At 62.4% G+C, this 17,161-nt stretch carries 17 protein-coding genes; 11 read left to right on the top strand and 6 right to left on the bottom strand.

Translation table 11 applies throughout. The features are described from left to right. The first annotated feature begins 14 nt into the window (after window positions 1-14). Window positions 15-602: an HvfX family Cu-binding RiPP maturation protein gene (locus tag CNQ84_RS04045; protein WP_096003621.1), complete on the top strand. Its 588-nt coding sequence runs from the start codon at window positions 15-17 to the stop codon at window positions 600-602. Between the two features lie 142 nt (window positions 603-744). On the opposite strand, the gene CNQ84_RS04040 is transcribed toward CNQ84_RS04045, so the two are convergent. Further along, window positions 745-2,268 (bottom strand): fumarate hydratase, encoded by a 1,524-nt coding sequence (locus tag CNQ84_RS04040; RefSeq protein ID WP_096003620.1) that lies wholly within the window; start codon window positions 2,266-2,268, stop codon window positions 745-747. A gap of 288 nt (window positions 2,269-2,556) precedes the next feature. Here CNQ84_RS04040 and CNQ84_RS04035 point away from each other — a divergent pair, with 288 nt between their 5' ends. The 3 genes from CNQ84_RS04035 (at window position 2,557) to CNQ84_RS04025 (ending at window position 5,476) form a co-directional block, all read left to right on the top strand. Then, window positions 2,557-3,684, top strand: a complete 1,128-nt coding sequence (locus tag CNQ84_RS04035) for a GGDEF domain-containing protein (RefSeq protein WP_096003619.1) — start codon at window positions 2,557-2,559, stop codon at window positions 3,682-3,684. Further along, the gene (locus CNQ84_RS04030; protein WP_165771216.1) at window positions 3,677-4,606 is read left to right on the top strand and encodes a 2Fe-2S iron-sulfur cluster-binding protein; all 930 of its coding nucleotides are present in this window, start codon (window positions 3,677-3,679) and stop codon (window positions 4,604-4,606) included. Before CNQ84_RS04035 ends, CNQ84_RS04030 begins: the two co-directional genes overlap by 8 nt. Window positions 4,607-4,711: 105 nt before the next feature. Then, a complete protein-coding gene (locus CNQ84_RS04025; RefSeq protein ID WP_096003617.1) occupies window positions 4,712-5,476 on the top strand; it encodes an enoyl-CoA hydratase in 765 nt (254 codons plus the stop codon). 74 nt (window positions 5,477-5,550) lie between these two features. Here the strand turns inward: CNQ84_RS04025 and CNQ84_RS04020 are convergent, their stop codons facing one another. Both CNQ84_RS04020 and CNQ84_RS04015 read right to left on the bottom strand, forming a co-directional pair. Beyond that, window positions 5,551-6,711, bottom strand: coding sequence for a phospholipase D-like domain-containing protein (locus tag CNQ84_RS04020; protein WP_096003616.1), 1,161 nt, complete (start codon window positions 6,709-6,711; stop codon window positions 5,551-5,553). A gap of 46 nt (window positions 6,712-6,757) precedes the next feature. Then, the gene (locus tag CNQ84_RS04015; RefSeq protein ID WP_096003615.1) at window positions 6,758-7,543 is read right to left on the bottom strand and encodes an oxygen-binding di-iron domain-containing protein; all 786 of its coding nucleotides are present in this window, start codon (window positions 7,541-7,543) and stop codon (window positions 6,758-6,760) included. A gap of 177 nt (window positions 7,544-7,720) precedes the next feature. Between CNQ84_RS04015 and CNQ84_RS04010 the strand changes: the two genes are divergently transcribed. After that, entirely contained in the window at window positions 7,721-8,473 is a 753-nt protein-coding gene (locus tag CNQ84_RS04010) for a GNAT family N-acetyltransferase (protein WP_096003614.1), read from the top strand. Between the two features lie 2 nt (window positions 8,474-8,475). Continuing rightward, window positions 8,476-9,282 (top strand): lysophospholipid acyltransferase family protein, encoded by an 807-nt coding sequence (locus CNQ84_RS04005; RefSeq protein ID WP_245841236.1) that lies wholly within the window; start codon window positions 8,476-8,478, stop codon window positions 9,280-9,282. Here the strand turns inward: CNQ84_RS04005 and CNQ84_RS04000 are convergent. Together CNQ84_RS04000 and CNQ84_RS03995 are read right to left on the bottom strand one after the other, a co-directional pair. Then, window positions 9,216-9,851, bottom strand: a complete 636-nt coding sequence (locus CNQ84_RS04000) for an acyl carrier protein phosphodiesterase (protein WP_096003613.1) — start codon at window positions 9,849-9,851, stop codon at window positions 9,216-9,218. The two genes, CNQ84_RS04005 and CNQ84_RS04000, sit on opposite strands and share 67 nt — an antisense overlap. Next, entirely contained in the window at window positions 9,851-10,741 is an 891-nt protein-coding gene (locus tag CNQ84_RS03995) for a coiled-coil domain-containing protein (protein ID WP_133065865.1), read from the bottom strand. Before CNQ84_RS03995 ends, CNQ84_RS04000 begins: the two co-directional genes overlap by 1 nt. A gap of 211 nt (window positions 10,742-10,952) precedes the next feature. On the opposite strand from CNQ84_RS03995, the gene CNQ84_RS03990 reads away from it, so the two are divergent. Together CNQ84_RS03990 and CNQ84_RS03985 are read left to right on the top strand one after the other, a co-directional pair. Next, window positions 10,953-11,321, top strand: coding sequence for a hypothetical protein (locus tag CNQ84_RS03990; RefSeq protein WP_245841235.1), 369 nt, complete (start codon window positions 10,953-10,955; stop codon window positions 11,319-11,321). Window positions 11,322-11,399: 78 nt separating this feature from the next. Continuing rightward, window positions 11,400-12,458: a saccharopine dehydrogenase family protein gene (locus CNQ84_RS03985; protein WP_096003611.1), complete on the top strand. Its 1,059-nt coding sequence runs from the start codon at window positions 11,400-11,402 to the stop codon at window positions 12,456-12,458. A 1-nt stretch (window position 12,459) separates the two neighbouring features. On the opposite strand, the gene CNQ84_RS03980 is transcribed toward CNQ84_RS03985, so the two are convergent. Then, on the bottom strand, window positions 12,460-13,350 hold the full coding sequence (locus CNQ84_RS03980) for a LysR family transcriptional regulator ArgP (protein ID WP_096003610.1): 891 nt from the start codon (window positions 13,348-13,350) through the stop codon (window positions 12,460-12,462). 100 nt (window positions 13,351-13,450) lie between these two features. On the opposite strand from CNQ84_RS03980, the gene CNQ84_RS03975 reads away from it, so the two are divergent. From CNQ84_RS03975 to CNQ84_RS03965, 3 genes are all read left to right on the top strand, one after another. Continuing rightward, on the top strand, window positions 13,451-14,062 hold the full coding sequence (locus CNQ84_RS03975) for a LysE/ArgO family amino acid transporter (protein WP_096003752.1): 612 nt from the start codon (window positions 13,451-13,453) through the stop codon (window positions 14,060-14,062). Between the two features lie 235 nt (window positions 14,063-14,297). Further along, window positions 14,298-14,879, top strand: coding sequence for a superoxide dismutase [Fe] (sodB, locus tag CNQ84_RS03970; protein ID WP_083723393.1), 582 nt, complete (start codon window positions 14,298-14,300; stop codon window positions 14,877-14,879). A gap of 217 nt (window positions 14,880-15,096) precedes the next feature. Continuing rightward, window positions 15,097-17,154 carry a putative bifunctional diguanylate cyclase/phosphodiesterase gene (locus CNQ84_RS03965; protein ID WP_096003609.1) on the top strand — a complete coding sequence of 686 codons (2,058 nt, stop codon included), beginning with the start codon at window positions 15,097-15,099 and terminating at the stop codon, window positions 17,152-17,154. Window positions 17,155-17,161 lie beyond the last annotated feature (7 nt).

Raw genomic sequence — 17,161 nt, 5'->3', positions numbered from 1 at the left:
AAGGACCCGATGCCATGCTTTCTATCCTGCTACCGGCCCAGCGCCTGCTAGACCGCACCCAAACCCTCGACTTTCTCGCCCCATTGCTGATCCGCCTGTATCTGGCACCGATCATGTGGATGGCCGGCACCCGCAAGCTCGCCCATATCGACTCGACCATCAGCTGGTTTGAACACGGCCTCGGCCTGCCCTTCCCCGAGTTTCTGGCCTGGCTGGCCACTCTCACCGAAATCATAGGTGCGGTATTCCTGCTGATCGGCTTTGCCACCCGCTGGATCAGCATCCCGCTGATGATCACCATGCTGGTAGCAGCCTTTGCCGTGCATTGGCCCTACGGCTGGCCAGCCATCGCAGACCCAAGCTCGTTGTTTGCAAACGAACGCGTCGCGGCCTCCGCCGAGAAGCTCGCACGCGCCAAGGCACTGCTGCAGGAGCACGGTAATTACGACTGGCTGACCAGCAGCGGACGCCTGGTCATTCTCAACAACGGTATCGAGTTTGCCGCCACCTACTTCATTCTGCTGCTGAGCCTGTTCTTTACTGGCGGCGGGCGCTGGGTGAGTGTTGATTACTGGCTGAGACGCAGGTTCGCGACCGTCTGAACCGGCGCATTGCACGAGGCAGAGACACCCTCGCGCAGACGCTGCGCCTTCGCCGCCCTACCGCGCAGCCCCGTGTGAGCCTGGCGGCCTGCCAAGGCACAAAAAAGCCCCGCAGAGCGGGGCTTTGTTTACGACGAAGCGCTTACTCCACTTCAACCGCCAGGCTTTCGGCAATCTTCTTCTGCCAGATCTGCGGGCCAGTGATATGCGCTGACTCACCGGTGGTGTCTACCGCCACGGTGACCGGCATGTCCTTGACCTCGAACTCGTAGATCGCTTCCATGCCCAGTTCCGGGAAGGCCAGTACCTCGGCTTTCTTGATTGCCTGGGCAACCAGATACGCCGCGCCACCCACGGCCATCAGATACACCGCCTTGTGATCCTTGATCGCCTCAATGGCAATCGGGCCACGCTCGGACTTGCCGATCATGCCCAGCAGACCGGTCTGCTCGAGAATCTGACGGGTGAACTTGTCCATACGGGTTGCCGTGGTCGGGCCAGCCGGTCCAACGACCTCGTCACGGACCGGATCAACCGGGCCCACGTAGTAGATGAAGCGGCCTTTCAGATCGACCGGCAGTTGCTCGCCCTTGTTGAGCATGTCGACCATGCGCTTGTGCGCAGCATCACGACCGGTCAGCATCTTGCCGGACAGCAGCACGGTTTCACCGCTTTTCCAGCTCAGCACGTCTTCCGGCGTCACGGTGTCCAGGTTGACGCGGCGAACGCTGGAGCCCACTTCCCAGGTGATTTCCGGATAGGCGTCCATCGGCGGCGCTTCAAGTACTGCCGGGCCGCTGCCGTCGAGCACAAAGTGCGCGTGACGAGTCGCGGCGCAGTTCGGGATCATGCACACCGGCAGGCTGGCTGCGTGGGTCGGGTAATCCTTGATCTTGACGTCGAGCACGGTGGTCAGACCGCCCAGACCCTGAGCGCCAATGCCCAATGCGTTGACCTTGTCCATGATCTCCAGACGCAGCTCTTCGACCCGGTTCTGCGGGCCACGAGCGCGCAGTTCGTGGATGTCGATGGAGTCCATCAGCGATTCTTTGGCTAGAACGGCAGCCTTCTCGGCGGTACCGCCGATGCCGATACCGAGCATGCCCGGCGGGCACCAGCCGGCGCCCATGGTCGGGACAGTCTTGAGCACCCAGTCAACGATGGAGTCAGACGGGTTGAGCATGACCATCTTGGACTTGTTCTCGGATCCGCCGCCCTTGGCCGCAACGTCGATCTCGACTTTGTCACCCGGGACGATCTGATAGTGGATCACAGCCGGGGTATTGTCCTTGGTGTTGGCACGCTTGCCAGCCGGGTCGGCCAGAATGGAGGCGCGCAGCACGTTCTCCGGCAGGTTGTAGGCGCGGCGAACGCCTTCGTTGATCATGTCGTCCAGGCTCATGGTGGCGCCATCCCAGCGCACATCCATACCCACGCGGGCAAACACGGTAACGATACCGGTGTCCTGACAGAGCGGGCGATGGCCGGTGGCGCACATGCGCGAGTTGATCAGGATCTGCGCCATGGCGTCACGGGCGGCCTGCGACTCTTCGCGCTGGTAGGCCTCGTGGACAGCCTGAATGAAGTCCACCGGGTGGTAGTAGGAAATGTACTGCAACGCGTCGGCGACGCTCTGGATCAGATCGTCTTGCTTGATAACGGCCATCTCGGACAGCTCCTCTGCATTGTGGCTGCTGGTGGCACAGCGCGCGCCAAACCAGACTCACGGGATGGGGCCGCCGACTCTGCAGGTCAACTGGCCCAAAAAAAGCGCGCACAAGTATACCTGAGCCGCACGGACTGGACAGCGCCATCTGGCGATTTCGCCGCTATAGGAAGGTCGCCCGGCGACGGGCGTTTCTCACATTTGCCACCTGCGACACGAAAAGCAGTTGCAAAACGGCGCATAATCGATAAATTGACGTCATAATGCCATCATTCGGAGACACATGGAGTGAGTGAGGCGAACGATTCCAAGACAGCCAAGTTTCAGACACTAAGGCTGCAACGTTTCTACCTGGCCCAGGTCAACTACCTGATTACCTACCTGGTGATCAGCGTCGCCTGGGCCGTAGGACACTATCAGGGGTCTGCCTGGCTGATGCTCAGCCATATTCTGCTGGGGGTCGGCACCCAACTGGTGTTCCTGCTGCTGATTCGCAGCGACTGGAACCTGCGCCTCAAAGACCCCAGCATGACCAACGCGCAGATTGTCGTGGCCATGCTGCTGATAACCTACCTGCTGGCCTTTGCCGGGCCGCTGCGCGGCACGCTCATCATGATTTACGCCAACATACTGGTGTTCGGCATCTTCCAGCTGTCGCGACGCGACTTCCATATTCACTCCGGCCTGGCGCTGGTGCTCTTCGGCCTGCTGATCACGCTTGAGCACTACCTCAAACCCGGCGCACGCAGCTTTACCCTGAGCCTGGTCGAGTGGTTTGTGCTGGCCTGTTTTCTGTTCTGTCTGAGTCTTACCGGCAGCTATATACGTGAGCTGCGCGAACGCCTGCAGCAGCGTCACAACACCCTGCAAGCCCATCAGGAAACCCTGCGTGGCATGATGGGCCAGCTACAGAATCTGGCCACCACCGATGCGCTGACCGGGCTGGCCAACCGCCGTCACTTTCTCAATGAAGCCCAACGCCGCATGACCCTGATGCGCCCGAGCCAGCAACTGGGCATCGCGCTGATCGACCTGGATCACTTCAAGCGTATCAACGACCTGTACGGCCATGCGGCGGGTGACGAGGTGCTGCAGGGCTTTGCCACGCTGGCTCGCAAAAGCTTGCGCGATGACGACCTGGTAGCTCGGTTTGGCGGCGAAGAGTTTGTCATCCTGCTTGGCAACAGCAACCCTGAGGCGCTGATCAACTGCATGGAGCGGCTGCGCACCGCCTTTGCCGCGCTCAACTTTGACTCTCTGCCAGACGGCGTGCACTGTACTCTGTCGGCAGGCCTTTCCAGCGTCTGCCCGGAGGATGACCTGGAGGTTTGTCTGAACGACGCCGACCAGGCTCTGTATCAGGCCAAGAATGCCGGCCGTAATCGCTGCAAGCTACATCAACCCAGCTATGTTTGAGATACACGTCGCCGGCCGCTGCCTTCACGCACCGGCTGGCAGTAACCTGCTGGACCAGTTGCTCCAGGCGGGGCTGCCGATCAGTTACTCCTGCCGCAGCGGCCACTGCCAGAGCTGCCTTGTGCGTGCCGAGCACCACGCAGTGCCAGACCAGGCCAGGGCTCCCCTGTCGCCCGCATTGCAGGCCGAGGGCTGGCTGCTGGCCTGCCAGTGCCCGGTCCAGCAGGACTTGCACCTCAGGCTGTACGATCCTGCCAAAGACGGCCTTCCTGCGCAGATCGAAGCACTGACAGCATTGGCTGCCGGCGTCCTGCGCCTACGGGTACGCCCAGCCAGAGCGCTGCGCTTTCACCCCGGCCAGCACCTGGTCATCTGGCTACCCTGCGGTACGGCAAGGACCTTTTCCATCGCCAGCCAAACCGACAGCCCGATACTGGAGTTCCATGTGCAGCAACGCGCGGGCAGCCAGTTCTGTGAACGCTTGCTGCAGCTGGGCGTTGGCGCGCCATGTCACCTGGGCAACGCCAGCGGTCACCTTTATTACCAAGCTGACTGGCAGGACCGCCCGCTGCTGCTGCTGGCACGCGGCACCGGCCTGACACCACTGCAGGCCATCGCCAGGGACGCACTACACCAGGGTCACGAGGCGGGTATCACGCTCTGGCACTGGCAGCGCGGTGAGGCCCCGTGCTACCTGCAGGAGGAGCTCGACGCCTTGGCGCAGGCCTACCCCAGCGTGCACCTGCAGCTGCGCCAGCCGCACCAGCTGGACGACGATCTGCGCCGCCTGAAGGCACCCTCACGCCGTGCATTGGCGCTGGTCTGTGGCGCCAGCGCTTTTGTTGAGCAACTGGGCAAACCGCTGTTTCTGGCTGGCCTGGGCCGTGGCCAGGTGCTGCAAGAGGTGTTTGCCAAACGCTGAATGCGACCCTGTTATGCCCCCTCATTCAACAGGCCATGCTTTGCTGCCACACCCTGCCAGACGTGCGAGCATGCCGCTCGAACAACAACAGACACCGGAGACACCGTGAGCGACCATCTGCTGATCGACCGTAGCCAGGGCGTGCTGACCCTGACCCTCAACCGTGCCGACAAGAAAAACGCGCTGACCCGCGAGATGTACGGCGATATGGGCGACGCCATCGCCGCCGCCGAGAACGACGGCAGCATCCGAGCCATCATCATTCAGGGCAGCGCCGACTGCTTCACCAGTGGCAATGATGTCAGTGACTTCATCAAGAACGAGCGCACCGGCACCGACAGCCCGGTCTACCGTTTCCTCAAGGCCGTCTGCCATGCCAGCAAACCACTGATCGCCGCAGTCAACGGCCCCGCTGTTGGCATTGGCACCACCATGCTGCTGCACTGTGATCTGATTTATGTGGCGCAGAACGCGCGCCTGAAGATGCCCTTCGTAAACCTGGGCCTGTGCCCGGAAGCGGGCTCCAGCTTCCTGCTGCCGCGCCTTCTCGGTCACCCACGCGCCGCCGAACTGCTATTGCTGGGCGAAGAAGTCAGCGGCACGCGAGCCTGTGAAATCGGCTTGGCAAATCAGGCTCTGCCAGCAGGTCAAGCGGTACTGGATGCCGCGCGCGCTGCTGCCCTGCGCATTGCCGAGCTACCGCCGAGCTCAGTCCAGTTGACCAAGCGGCTAATCCGCAGCGGCGTCAGCCGCACTGCTGACGAAGTCATGGAGACCGAAGGCGAGCACTTCGCCACGCTGCTGAGCGGTGCCGAGGCCAAGGAGGCGCTGACTGCCTTCATGGAGAAACGCAAACCGGTCTTCAACTGAGTCCAGCCACAAACACTAAGACCGGCGCCGCTCGCGAAGATGGGCGGCAGGCGGCGAGCGCCGCCTGCTAGCCCTTAGCGCGGGATACCGAACAGCCACATTACCCAGCGGTTGATCTGCCCCCAGAAGCGAATCTTGAAACGGTGCGAGCGGGGCAGCTCTTTCCACTCAGCCAGGGTCCACAGGTCGCTTTGCTCAAAGTCGTTCTCGAAGCTCTGCGCCACTGCCTCAGCCAGATCACTGTCAAGCGCTTGCTGGTTTGCTTCCAGATTCCAGTGCAGCGTCCAGTGGTCAAAGTTGCACGACCCCAACGACACCCAATCGTCTACCAGCGCTGTTTTCAAGTGGGTAAAGCGCGGCTGATATTCGTAGATCCTGATCCCCGCCTTAAGCAGACGCGTGTAATAACGCTGCCCCGCATAACGCACCGGCGGATGGTCGATGGTCATGCCACATAGCAGCAGCCGCACATCCACCCCGCGGCGAGCAGCCCTGGCCAGCGCCCAGCGAATGCGCCGCGACGGCAGGAAGTAAGGGGTTGCCAGCCAGACCCGCTGTTCTGCCCGCTTGACCGCCGCCAGCAACGACGCGACCACCTCCTTCTGCTCACGTGCCCCAATGTAGGCCACCCGTCCCTGACCGCTCTTGGCCTTCGGCAACGGTGGAACCTGGCCACGTCTGACTGCCGCCAGGCCCGGCCGCGCGCGCTCATCGACACGCTGCCATTCGTACTCGAACAAAGACACCCAGTCCTCGACCACCGGACCTTCAATTTCCAGCAACTGCTCATGCCAGGTAGCGGTGCCGGTTTGCGGGTCCGGCTGACAGAACTCGTCAGTGATGCCGGTGCCGCCGACAAAGGCGATACGCCGGTCAATCAGAAACAATTTGCGGTGGTCACGATGAAACAATCGCGAGCCGCTGAGCACACTGGGTGGGTTGTAGAAACGCAGCACCGCGCCAGCCTGCTCCAACTCGCGCCGCTCCGCCGTTTTGAAGCCGTCTGTGCCGACCCCATCGAGCAGACAATAGACCCGCACACCCCGCTCGCGGGCTGCCAGCAGCGCGTCGATCCACTGCCGCGTACTGAGCCCGGAGTCGATGAGATACAACTCGATTTCTATCGATTCGCGTGCCTGCTCAATAGCTTCCAGCAGACGCGGGAAGAAGCACTCGCCGTCAATCATCAACCTGTACTGGTTGCCTTCCCGCCATGGGTAAACCGCTGCTTGCATACTCCATCCTTAAGGCTGTCTAGCGGCTTCGGCGCAGCAAAAGCCGTCAGACTGGAATGCGGTAGTCCTCCTGCGTCAGCAAATCGAGGCCACACTCCAGCTCGCTGATCCAATCGAGGAAGGCATTGATGGTCTCGGCATCGGCAAAGGGGCTGCCATGCTGGGGCACGATCATCTTCGGCTGCAGCCGACGGACCATATTGGCCCACAGGCGACAGGCCTTGTTGCCGGCCATGTAACGCCGGTGAAAACCTTCCATACTGCTCCTGTGAGCAGCAAAGTCGGTCACCGGTTCCGCATCATCAACCATGGATGCGCCCATATCGCCGGAAAACAGGATACCGCTGACCGGATCATAGAAGTGCAGATTGCCTACCGAGTGCAGAAAATGCGCCGGCAACACCTTGATCCGGGTCTGCCCGAGCGGGATATCCATACCGCGGTCCGGTACCGCAATCATGCGGTCAGTGGTGCTCAGGCCAGTGTGCTTGGTCAGAAAACCAGCACTCAGATGCGGCAGAAAACGCGCCCAGAGCTTGGAGCACACCACCCGACACCCGGTATGCAGGAACCACTTGTCGAGCGAGGCAATGATGTCCGGGTCCTGGTGTGACGCGAACACGTAGGTCAGCTCACGCAGCGGGATATGCCGACTGACCGCCATCGACAACGGCGTATACGTCAGGTCACCGCCCGGATCGAGCAGCGCGTGCTGGTCATGGTCAATGATCAGAAACTGGTTTGACTGCACACCATCACCGGTGACCAGTTGGTCAAAGCAGAGCACCTTGTGCACGCCATTATCAAACAACACTCTGGGTGAATTCGCCATTGCTACTACCTCGACGCAGGAAATAGCCGCTTTATACCTGCCTCGGCGCCCGAGCCCACTGACATGCATCAACGAAGCAGACGTCACATTTTCGTCACGGCAGATTCACGTACCTGACACCGCAACGCCATAGGCTCAGCCTGAACAACAGCAGCTGATGCCCAGATGGAGGTGTCCATGACCCAAGCAGCTTTCGCCCTTGAAGAATCCGGCAACCGTCACCTGACCGTAGAACTGGCGAGCGACGCCGCCACACTTCAAGCCGCACAGGCCTTGCGCTTTCAGGTATTCGGACAGGAGTGCGGCGCCCAGTTGCACAGCGCCGACGAAGGACTGGATCAGGACCACTATGACCTGCACTGCGAACACCTGATCGTGCGCGATCAGCGCAGCGGTCAGGTCGTCGCCACTACCCGCATCCTCGACAGCAGCCGCGCCGGCGCTGCCGGTGGCTTCTACAGCGAAAGCGAGTTCCAGCTGGTCGGTCTTGCCGATCTGCGTGGCGACATCATGGAAATCGGCCGTACCTGCGTACACGCAGACTACCGCAACGGCGCTACCATTTCGGTGCTGTGGTCAGGCCTGGCGCAATTGATGAACGAGCGTCAATACGGCTACCTGATGGGCTGTGCCAGCATCGACATGAATGACGGCGGCATACAGGCTCACGCCATCATGCAGCGCCTGCGCGGACGCTACCTGAGCCGCGACTATCTGAACGCGATCCCGCGCCTGCCGCTGCCCGACCGCACACTACCGGACAACGTCACCGCGCAGTTGCCACCGCTGCTCAAGGCGTACATGCGCCTGGGTGCCAAGGTGTGCGGCGAGCCCTGCTGGGATCCGGAGTTCAACTGCGCCGACGTCTTCATTCTGCTGCGCCGCGAACAACTGTGCCCCCGCTACGCCCGCCACTTCAAGGCCAGCTGAACATGGCCGATCGTCTGGTCAGCATGCCTCGGCGGCTAGTGCGCCTGATCGCCGTCATCGGCTGGATCAGTTGCGGGCTATTGCTGGTCTGCTGGGTTCAACTCATGCAGCGATTGCGCCCAGCCCGGGTTGATCGGCAACGCCAAAAGCTGACGCGCTGGTGGATGCGCAATCTGATTCGCATCCTGCCGCTGCGGGTTCGCGTGACCGGCGCACCACCCGCGCGCACCGCCCTGTGGGTCAGCAATCACGTGTCCTGGCTGGACATCGTGGTGCTGGGCGCGCAGGCCCCGGTACACTTCCTGTCCAAAGCCGAGGTGCGCGACTGGCCCGTCATCGGCTGGCTTGCCGGCGCCGCCGGGACCTGCTTCATTCAGCGCGGCCAGGGCACCTCCAGCACCGTGCAGGATCAGTTGACCGAGGTCCTGGCAGCAGACCGCAGTCTGGTGATTTTTGCCGAGGGCACGACCACCGCCGGCGATAAGGTGCGCACCTTTCACGGCCGCCTGCTGGCCGCCGCGATTGAGGCGCAGGTGCCCGCCCAGCCCATCGCCGTTGCTTACCGCCATGCTGGGCAGCGCGATACCTTCGCGCCGTTCATTGACGATGACGAGTTTTCTCGGCATCTTTGGCGCCTGCTGAGTTCGCGGGATATCGATGTGGAGATTCACTTCCTGCCGGTGCTCGACAGCACCACGATGAATCGCAACCAGCTGGCGCGTAGCGCGCATCAGTCAGTAGCTCAGGCGCTGGGCCTCGATGGCGGTAAATCGGCCAGCGAAGCAGCCGAGGTCAAGGCCGCAGCCTGATCCTCGGCAAAGCGCTGAAGCTCGGGCATAAAGGCCAGAAAATCGGCCTCAAACCCCGGATAAGCCGCTTCCAGTTCGGCAACCCCGCCCGGCAGCGCTGTCTCGCGGCGAAAGCGGCGCGCCATGTTGTCGACCGCCCGGTGCAGATGCCTCAGCTCAGCGTAGCTACCCAGCCAGTCCTGCTCGCTCATATAGCTCACTACCGTCCAGGCCCGCTCAGGCATCAACGCCCGCTGGGCGCGCAATTGACGGTAGACATCCTGGCTGAACTCATCGAGCTGACGATCGGTGAAGCGTGCCCAGTGCCGCGCCAGCAGATGATCGTAAAACATGTCGACCAGAATCCCGGCGAAGCGTCTGCGCGCGCCGCTGATCCGCGCCTTGCTCTGCAGCACCAGCGGATGGGCATCGGTGTAGCTGTCGATGCGTCGATGCAGCCAGACGCCCTCGCGCACCGCGTCGGGCAGGTCCAACTGGTGGACCGGCCCTTTGACGAAATCCCCCAGCATGCTGCCCAGCGCCTGCTCGGCCGAGGCCGAGCCAAGCAGCAGATGCGCGAGGAAGTTCATCAGTTACCCTCGACCCGACTGTGCAGCGCACTCAGCTGGCTCTGCAAGGTACTCAGGCTGCGATTGGTCTGCAGGCGGAAGCTGTCGATGGCATCCAGCGCCTGATCGGTTGCTGCCAGGCGCTGGTCCAGCTCGCTGCGCAGGACCAGCAGGGCCTGATCGACCTCAGCCGACTGATTCTGATTCTGCAGCGCGCTCAGTGCCCGCTGCTGCTCCTCCAGGCGCTCGCTCTGCTGCCCCAGCTGCAACTCCAGTGCAGCCAGCCCCGCCAGCTCGCCACGCACCTGCTCCAGTCCCTGCTCGGCCTCACCCATCTGCGTCTGCAGGGCAGCCAGCTGCTCTGCCCGTGTCTCGGCCTCGGCCAACTGCTGCTCGCTGCTCTCACGCAGCACCTGCAGCGCCTGCTGCTGAGCGACAAGCTGCTCGCCGCGACGCTCGCTGCGCTGATCCAGTTGCTCAAGCGTTTGCTGCTGCTCCGCCTGGCGCTTGGTCAGCGCCGCCAGTTGCTCCTGCAGGCGCTTTATCTCGGCTTCACGGGCCTGCTCGGCTGCGCCAAAGCTGTCCTGGCTAGCCGAGACCTGACCCGTGATGTCCTGAATCCGGCCGGACGCCTCCTCACTGATCCTGGCGAAACTGTTCTGGGTCGATACCAGCTGCTGGCGCAGTGCGTTCTGCTGCTGATAGGTCCAGTAACCCAGCCCCAGCAGGGCCAGACTCAAGGCCGCACACAGCGCCCACAAAGCACCGCTACCCGCGCCGGCATTACGCACCGGCGGCTCCGCCCGCAGGTTGTTGATCGGCGTATGCGCCCGGCTGTTGGCGGCGTCAACCGATGACTGCTCGCGCGTTGCACTCAAGCTCGGCAGTTCGCCCAATTCTGGCTCTTTCATTGCTCTACCCTACCCACGTGAACAAACTCAAACCCTTGCGCCAGAGCGGTGCAAGCCTGCACCAGCAGGCTGCACGCCAATCGACTGACGCCACTTCAGTGACCCCGCAAGGCCCCATTCTCCAAGCAGTACCGCGTATTGGTACACATTCTGCTTACCGAGACCTCACTTGGCTATAACACCTTCTCATTGCCAATGACCTACGGGGGGTATGAACATGATCGCAGAGGCACAGTTCAACCGCGCCACACTCGATTGCATGACCGCGCTGCGCCGTCAGCTCAAGCGCTCGCTCGGCGTCACCGTCCGCCTGGGTGATCCGGATGCCGTCGAACACATGATTGACCTCAGCCGCGACAGCCAGCTGCAAGAAATACGCGAGCTGGGGACACGTCTGGCGGACCTGGTGCAGGCGCCCGGCCCGGTCGCCCAGCCATCACCGCTGGCGCAGGGTGCAATCGCCTCTCGGCAGTTCTCGCACCGTCAGGAGAACATCGCCCGCCTGGAAGCAGACACCGACCAGGGCAACGCACCGACCGGCAGCGTGCGCATCTATCGCGGCCAGGTGATTCGCACCTGAGGCGCTGCCGCTGGCTATTCGGCGCTGGCGCAACTCCGCCGGCGCCATTACCCTGAATGCTCCCAAGGCTTGAGGAGCATGTGCATGTCGCAATGGATGATCTACGGTGCCAACGGCTATACCGGCACACTGTTGGCCCAGGCAGCGGCCGCACGCGGCCTGAAGCCGGTACTGGCCGGGCGCAATGCGCGCGCCATCACCCGGCTCGGCGAGTCACTGGGCCTGCCGCACAAGAGCTTTGATCTCCACGACCCGCAAGCCCTGCAGCACATTCTGGCGGACCATAAGGTCGTTCTCAACTGTGCCGGTCCCTTCTCCGCCACCAGCCAGCCGCTGATTGACGCCTGCCTGGCGAGCGGCTGCCACTATCTGGATATCACCGGGGAAATCGACGCCTTTGTCGCAGCGCAGGCCAGACAGCCCGACGCCGAACGGGCCAATATCGTAATCTGCCCCGGCGTCGGTTTTGATGTCATCCCCACCGATTGCATTGCCGCCAGACTGAAACAGGAACTGCCCGACGCCGACCGGTTGGCCCTGGGGTTCGACTCGCGCAGCGCCCTGTCTCCCGGTACTGCCAAAACCTCGGTAGAGGGCCTGAAATATGGTGGTCGCATTCGCAAGGATGACCGTATTGTCAGCGTCCCGCTGGCCTACCAAAGCCGTGAGATTGACTTCGGCAACGGCACCAAACACGCGGTCACCATCCCCTGGGGCGATATCGCCACGGCCTGGTTTTCTACCGGCATCGACCATATCGAAGTCTTCCTGCCGATGGCCCCCAGCGCCGCGACTCGTCTGCGGCGGCTTGACCGTATACGCCCCCTGCTGGGCCTGGCGCCGGTGCAAGCGCTGCTCAAATACCTGGTCGGACGGCGCATCACCGGCCCAGACTCGCAGCAACGCGAATCGGCCCGCAGCTATGTCTGGGGCGAGGCGCAAAATCGCGCCGGCCGCAAGGTGGTGGCCCGCATCGAGACCGCCAACGGCTACGACGTCACCGTCGAGGGCGCTCTGATGGCTGTCAATTTCCTGCTGGAACAGGAGCCCGCACCCGGCTACTACACGCCATCGCGCTTGCTCGGCACCGATTGTATCGAGAAGCTGCCGGGGTCCGGCAGCATGCAGATCGAGTAATTCACGCGGGCGCCAGCAGGCCTGGCACCACGCGCACCAGCTCGTCGGTCAGACCGGCGAGCAACTGGCCGCCGCTGCGCCAATAGTGCCAGTACAGCGGTACCTGCAACGCCTGACCCGGCAGCAGTTGCAGCAACCGTCCGCTCTGCAGCTCGTCGGTTACCTGTAGCGCCGGCACCATACCCCAGCCAACACCGGCCTCCAGCATGCGCACAAAACCCTCGGACGAGGGACACAAGTGGTAGTCGAACTCCCCTGTCACCCCAAGTTGCTGGACGAAGCGATGTTGCAGGCGATCGTCAGGACCAAACACGACTGCCGGAATCCGCGCCACATCGGCTGCCATCACCCCCTGCGGAAAATGCCGCTGCACAAACGCCGGACTGGCCACCGCCAGATAGGGCATCTGACCGAGGAGCAGGCTGCGCGCACCAGCCACCGGCTGCTCTGCCGCGCACAGGCAGGCCGCGACCTCGCCGCTGCGCATCCGCCGCAGCCCCACGTCCTGATCCTCGACCTGAAGATCCAGCAGCACCCGCTCTCGCTCGCACCAGGCTGAGACAGCCGCTGCCCACCAGGTCGCCAGGCTGTCAGCGTTCAGCGCCACCCTCAGGCGCGTGCGGCCGGCGGCGTCCGCCATCTGTGGCAGATCCGTTTGCAAGTCCCTCTCCAGCAGCCGCACCTGCTGTACATGATTCAGCAAGCGCTGCCCGGCGGCCGTCGCTTGCGGCGGCGCGCTGCGCACCAGCACCGCGGTGCCCAGACGCGCCTCGAGCAGCTTGATACGCTGGGACACAGCTGACTGGGAAAGCCCCAAGGCCGCCGCTGCGCGCTCAAAACCGGCGTGCTCAACCACCGCCGCCAAAGCAGCCAGCAGCTTGTAATCGACCATATCAATTCCCCTAATGCAGCATGATGATTATTTGTTTTCCTAATCATCCTGTCCAGCGCACACTCGCGTCATCGCAATGGAGAGAGTCGTCATGCCCAGCTTGTTTTACAGTTACTTCCACGGTCTGATTGCCGCCGCAGGGCTGATCATGGCTATCGGTGCGCAAAACGCCTTTGTACTGGCCCAGGGGTTGCGCCGCGAGCATCACATCAGCGTTGCGCTCATCTGCATGGGGTGTGATGCGGTGCTGATCATGGCCGGCACCTTCGGTCTGGCCGCACTGCTCCAGGCTCATCCGCTGGCGATGGAAATCACGCGCTGGGCGGGCGTCGCCTTTCTTCTGCTGTACGCCTCGCAGGCACTTTGGCGGGCATTGTCACCGCGCGGACTGGAAGCCATGCGCGCACCAGCTCGCTCGCGCCGTGCGGTGCTGCTGACCACCCTGGCGGTGACCCTGCTGAACCCGCACGTCTATCTGGACACGATGGTGCTGATCGGCAGCCTCGCCGCGCAGCACTCCCTGCCACTGGTATTCGCACTGGGCGCCGCCAGCGCATCCATCCTCTGGTTCACCCTGCTGGCCGTCGGGTCGGCTCGCCTGGCGCCGGTATTGCAGCGTCCGCTGACCTGGCGCCTGATCGATCTGCTGGTCGCCGGCATGATGCTCACCGTCGCCTGGTCTCTGGCCCAACCCGCGCTGCAGACCCTTTGAGGCCTCTATAACCACACTGAAGGTGCGTGGATAGGCACGCTTTCAGGTGCTATGATCGGGTCTTCCCGATCTCAAGACGGGCAGCGCCCAGAGCGCAACCGCATACGGTTGCCCACAAGAGGCGTAGCAGATTGGCCGCGCCGCCGCGTGCGCGCGGCAACCCAGTCAGCATCCGTGCCCGGGCACACCCACCCGCACCGGTGCAGACCCTGATACCTGACGATGGAGATAGATCATGGCTTTTGAACTACCCGCACTTCCCTACGAGAAGAACGCACTGGAGCCGCACATCTCGGCAGAGACCCTGGAATACCATTACGGTAAGCACCACAACACCTACGTGGTCAACCTGAACAACATGGTTCCGGGCACCGAGTACGAAGGCAAGAGCCTGGAAGAGATCATCAAGACCTCCAGCGGTGGCGTTTTCAACAACGCAGCGCAAATCTGGAACCACACTTTCTACTGGAACTGCCTGAGCCCGAACGGCGGCGGCGAGCCGACTGGCGAGCTGGCTGAAGCCATCAACAAGGCTTTCGGCTCCTTCGCCGCGTTCAAAGAAGAGTTCAGCAAAGTCTCCATCGGCACCTTCGGTTCCGGCTGGGGCTGGCTGGTCAAGAAAGCCGACGGCTCCCTGGCGCTGGCCAGCACCATCGGCGCCGGTTGCCCGCTGACCAGCGGCGACACCCCGCTGCTGACCTGCGACGTCTGGGAACACGCCTACTACATCGACTACCGCAATGCGCGTCCGAAGTACGTAGAAGCGTTCTGGAACCTGGTCAACTGGGACTTCGTAGCGAAAAACTTCGCTGCCTGATCCAGTCTGCGGTACCAAAACACCCTGCCTCGGCAGGGTGTTTTTGTTTTGGCCGAAAAAATGATTGCACTTTGACGTCAACTTAATGTTTCCTGTCATGGCTGCCCTAGGGTCTGTTGCCGTTTCGCTCCCTGTTGCAGCAGATATTGCACAACAGGCCACAAACCCTGCATCATTGCTCAAGCGCGCCCATTCTCAGGACAGGAATAATAAGACCTTGAAGCTCGAGCGCAGACATAGCCTGTCAGTCAAACTGTTACGCCTGGTGCTGTTATGGGCACTGTTGGTCGGCGTCGTTCTGAGCCTCGGCCAGATCAGTTTTGATCTGCGTAAGGAACGCCAGCTGATCGACAGCACGGCAGAACAAATTCTGGCCATGTCCGAAGACCCGGCCACCCAAGCCGTGTACAGCCTGGACCGAGAGATGGCCATGCAGGTCATTGGCGGTCTGTTTGAGCACCGCGCCGTGCGCTTTGCCTCTATTGGTCACCCCGACGAAACCCAGCTTGCCAGCCGCGAGCGTCCCCTCGCCTCTACGCCCCTGCGCAGCGTCACCGACTGGCTGTTTGGCGTGGAGCAACACTACAGCGTTGGCCTGTTTGGCCGTGAACCCTACAACGAATACTACGGTGACCTGCGCATCGTGCTGGACACCGCGCCCTACGGGCAGGACTTTCTGCAGGACTCGCTGATCATTCTGATCTCGGGTGTGCTGCGGGCACTGGCCATGGCCCTGGCGCTCTATCTGCTCTATCACCTGCTGTTGACCAAACCCCTGGCAGCGGTGATCGAGCGCATCAGCAATATCAACCCGGACCATCCGGGCAAGATGCATATTCCAATGCTGCCCGGACAAGAAAAGAACGAGCTTGGCCTGTGGATCAACAAGGCCAACGAGCTGCTGGACTCAATCGAACGCAACAGCAGCCGGCGGCGCGAGGCTGAGGCAAACCTGCTACACATGTCCCAGCACGACCACCTGACCGGCCTGCCCAATCGCAGCATGCTGCAGGAACAGCTCTCGCGCATTCTTGCCGACGCCGGCCGCCGTCAGCGCGGTGTTGCCGTGTTGTGCTGCGGCCTGGATGACTTCAAGGAAATCAACGAACAGTTCAGCTACCAGTCCGGCGACAGCCTGCTGGTGACCCTGGCCGACCGTCTGCGCGCCAACAGCGGCCGGCTGGGCAGCCTGGCACGCCTGGGCGGCGACCAGTTCGCTCTGGTCCAGACCGGCGTCAGCGAACCATACGAAGCCGCCGAGCTGGCCCAGACCATTCTGGATGATCTGAGCCGCCCATTCGAAATCGGCGAGCATTCAGTCAGCCTGCGCGCAACCATCGGTATCACCCTGTTTCCTGACGACGGCGACGATGCCGAGAAACTGCTGCAAAAAGCCGAGCAGACCATGATGCTGGCCAAGGCAAGGTCGCGGAACCGCTACCAGTTCTACATCGCCAGCCTGGACAGCGAGATGCGCGTACGCCGGGAGCTGGACAAGGAGCTGCGCGGCGCGCTGGAGCGCAATGAGTTTCATCTGGTATACCAACCCCAGGTGTCATTCGAGGATCACAGCGTCGTTGGCGTTGAAGCCCTGCTGCGCTGGCACCACCCCGAACGCGGGCTGGTGCCGCCCGATCTGTTCATTCCGCTGGCCGAACAAAATGGCGTCATCATCAGCATCGGTGAGTGGGTGCTGGACCAGGCTTGCCACCAGTTGCGCCAGTGGCACGATGCAGGTCTGACCGAGCTGCGCATGGCCGTCAACCTGTCTACCGTACAGCTCCATCATAGTGAGCTGTCGCGCATGGTGACCAACCTGATTCAGCGCTACAAGCTGCCCGCCCGCTGCCTGGAAATGGAAGTAACCGAAACCGGCCTGATGGAAGACATCGCGGCGGCAGCCGGGCACCTGAACAGCCTGAAAAAAGCCGGGGTGCAGATTGCCATTGACGACTTCGGCACCGGCTACTCGTCGCTCAGCTACTTGCGCGGCCTACCCCTGGACAAGATCAAGATCGACCGCAGCTTCGTGCAGGACGTGCTGGTGGACGAAGACGATGCGACCATCGTCCGCGCCATCATCCAGCTCGGGCGCAGCCTCAACATGCAGGTCATCGCCGAAGGGGTCGAGTCGGCCGAGCAGGAATCCTACATCACCGCGCTGGGCTGCAACGAAGGCCAGGGCTACTACTACAGCCGGCCACTGTCGGCCTCGGCCTTTGATGACTGGATTCGCAGCTACAACAGCTCACGACAGCAGCAGGCAACGCACTGATCAGCGA

The sequence above is a fragment of the Pseudomonas abyssi genome, assembly GCF_002307495.1.
GTDB lineage: Bacteria > Pseudomonadota > Gammaproteobacteria > Pseudomonadales > Pseudomonadaceae > Halopseudomonas > Halopseudomonas abyssi.
The sequence above is the reverse complement of the archived record's forward strand: the minus strand, read 5'-3'. Positions and strand labels throughout refer to the sequence as shown.

Coding starts and splice junctions, on each gene's coding strand:
- CNQ84_RS04045 (WP_096003621.1), top strand. CDS start 15: ATGCTTTCTATCCTGCTACCGGCCCAGCGCCTGCTAGACCGCACCCAA.
- CNQ84_RS03990 (WP_245841235.1), top strand. CDS start 10,953: ATGAACATGATCGCAGAGGCACAGTTCAACCGCGCCACACTCGATTGC.
- CNQ84_RS04000 (WP_096003613.1), bottom strand. CDS start 9,851: ATGAACTTCCTCGCGCATCTGCTGCTTGGCTCGGCCTCGGCCGAGCAG.
- CNQ84_RS04015 (WP_096003615.1), bottom strand. CDS start 7,543: ATGGCGAATTCACCCAGAGTGTTGTTTGATAATGGCGTGCACAAGGTG.
- CNQ84_RS04005 (WP_245841236.1), top strand. CDS start 8,476: ATGGCCGATCGTCTGGTCAGCATGCCTCGGCGGCTAGTGCGCCTGATC.
- CNQ84_RS03980 (WP_096003610.1), bottom strand. CDS start 13,350: ATGGTCGATTACAAGCTGCTGGCTGCTTTGGCGGCGGTGGTTGAGCAC.
- sodB (WP_083723393.1), top strand. CDS start 14,298: ATGGCTTTTGAACTACCCGCACTTCCCTACGAGAAGAACGCACTGGAG.
- CNQ84_RS04010 (WP_096003614.1), top strand. CDS start 7,721: ATGACCCAAGCAGCTTTCGCCCTTGAAGAATCCGGCAACCGTCACCTG.
- CNQ84_RS04040 (WP_096003620.1), bottom strand. CDS start 2,268: ATGGCCGTTATCAAGCAAGACGATCTGATCCAGAGCGTCGCCGACGCG.
- CNQ84_RS04020 (WP_096003616.1), bottom strand. CDS start 6,711: ATGCAAGCAGCGGTTTACCCATGGCGGGAAGGCAACCAGTACAGGTTG.
- CNQ84_RS04030 (WP_165771216.1), top strand. CDS start 3,677: ATGTTTGAGATACACGTCGCCGGCCGCTGCCTTCACGCACCGGCTGGC.
- CNQ84_RS03985 (WP_096003611.1), top strand. CDS start 11,400: ATGTGCATGTCGCAATGGATGATCTACGGTGCCAACGGCTATACCGGC.
- CNQ84_RS03995 (WP_133065865.1), bottom strand. CDS start 10,741: ATGAAAGAGCCAGAATTGGGCGAACTGCCGAGCTTGAGTGCAACGCGC.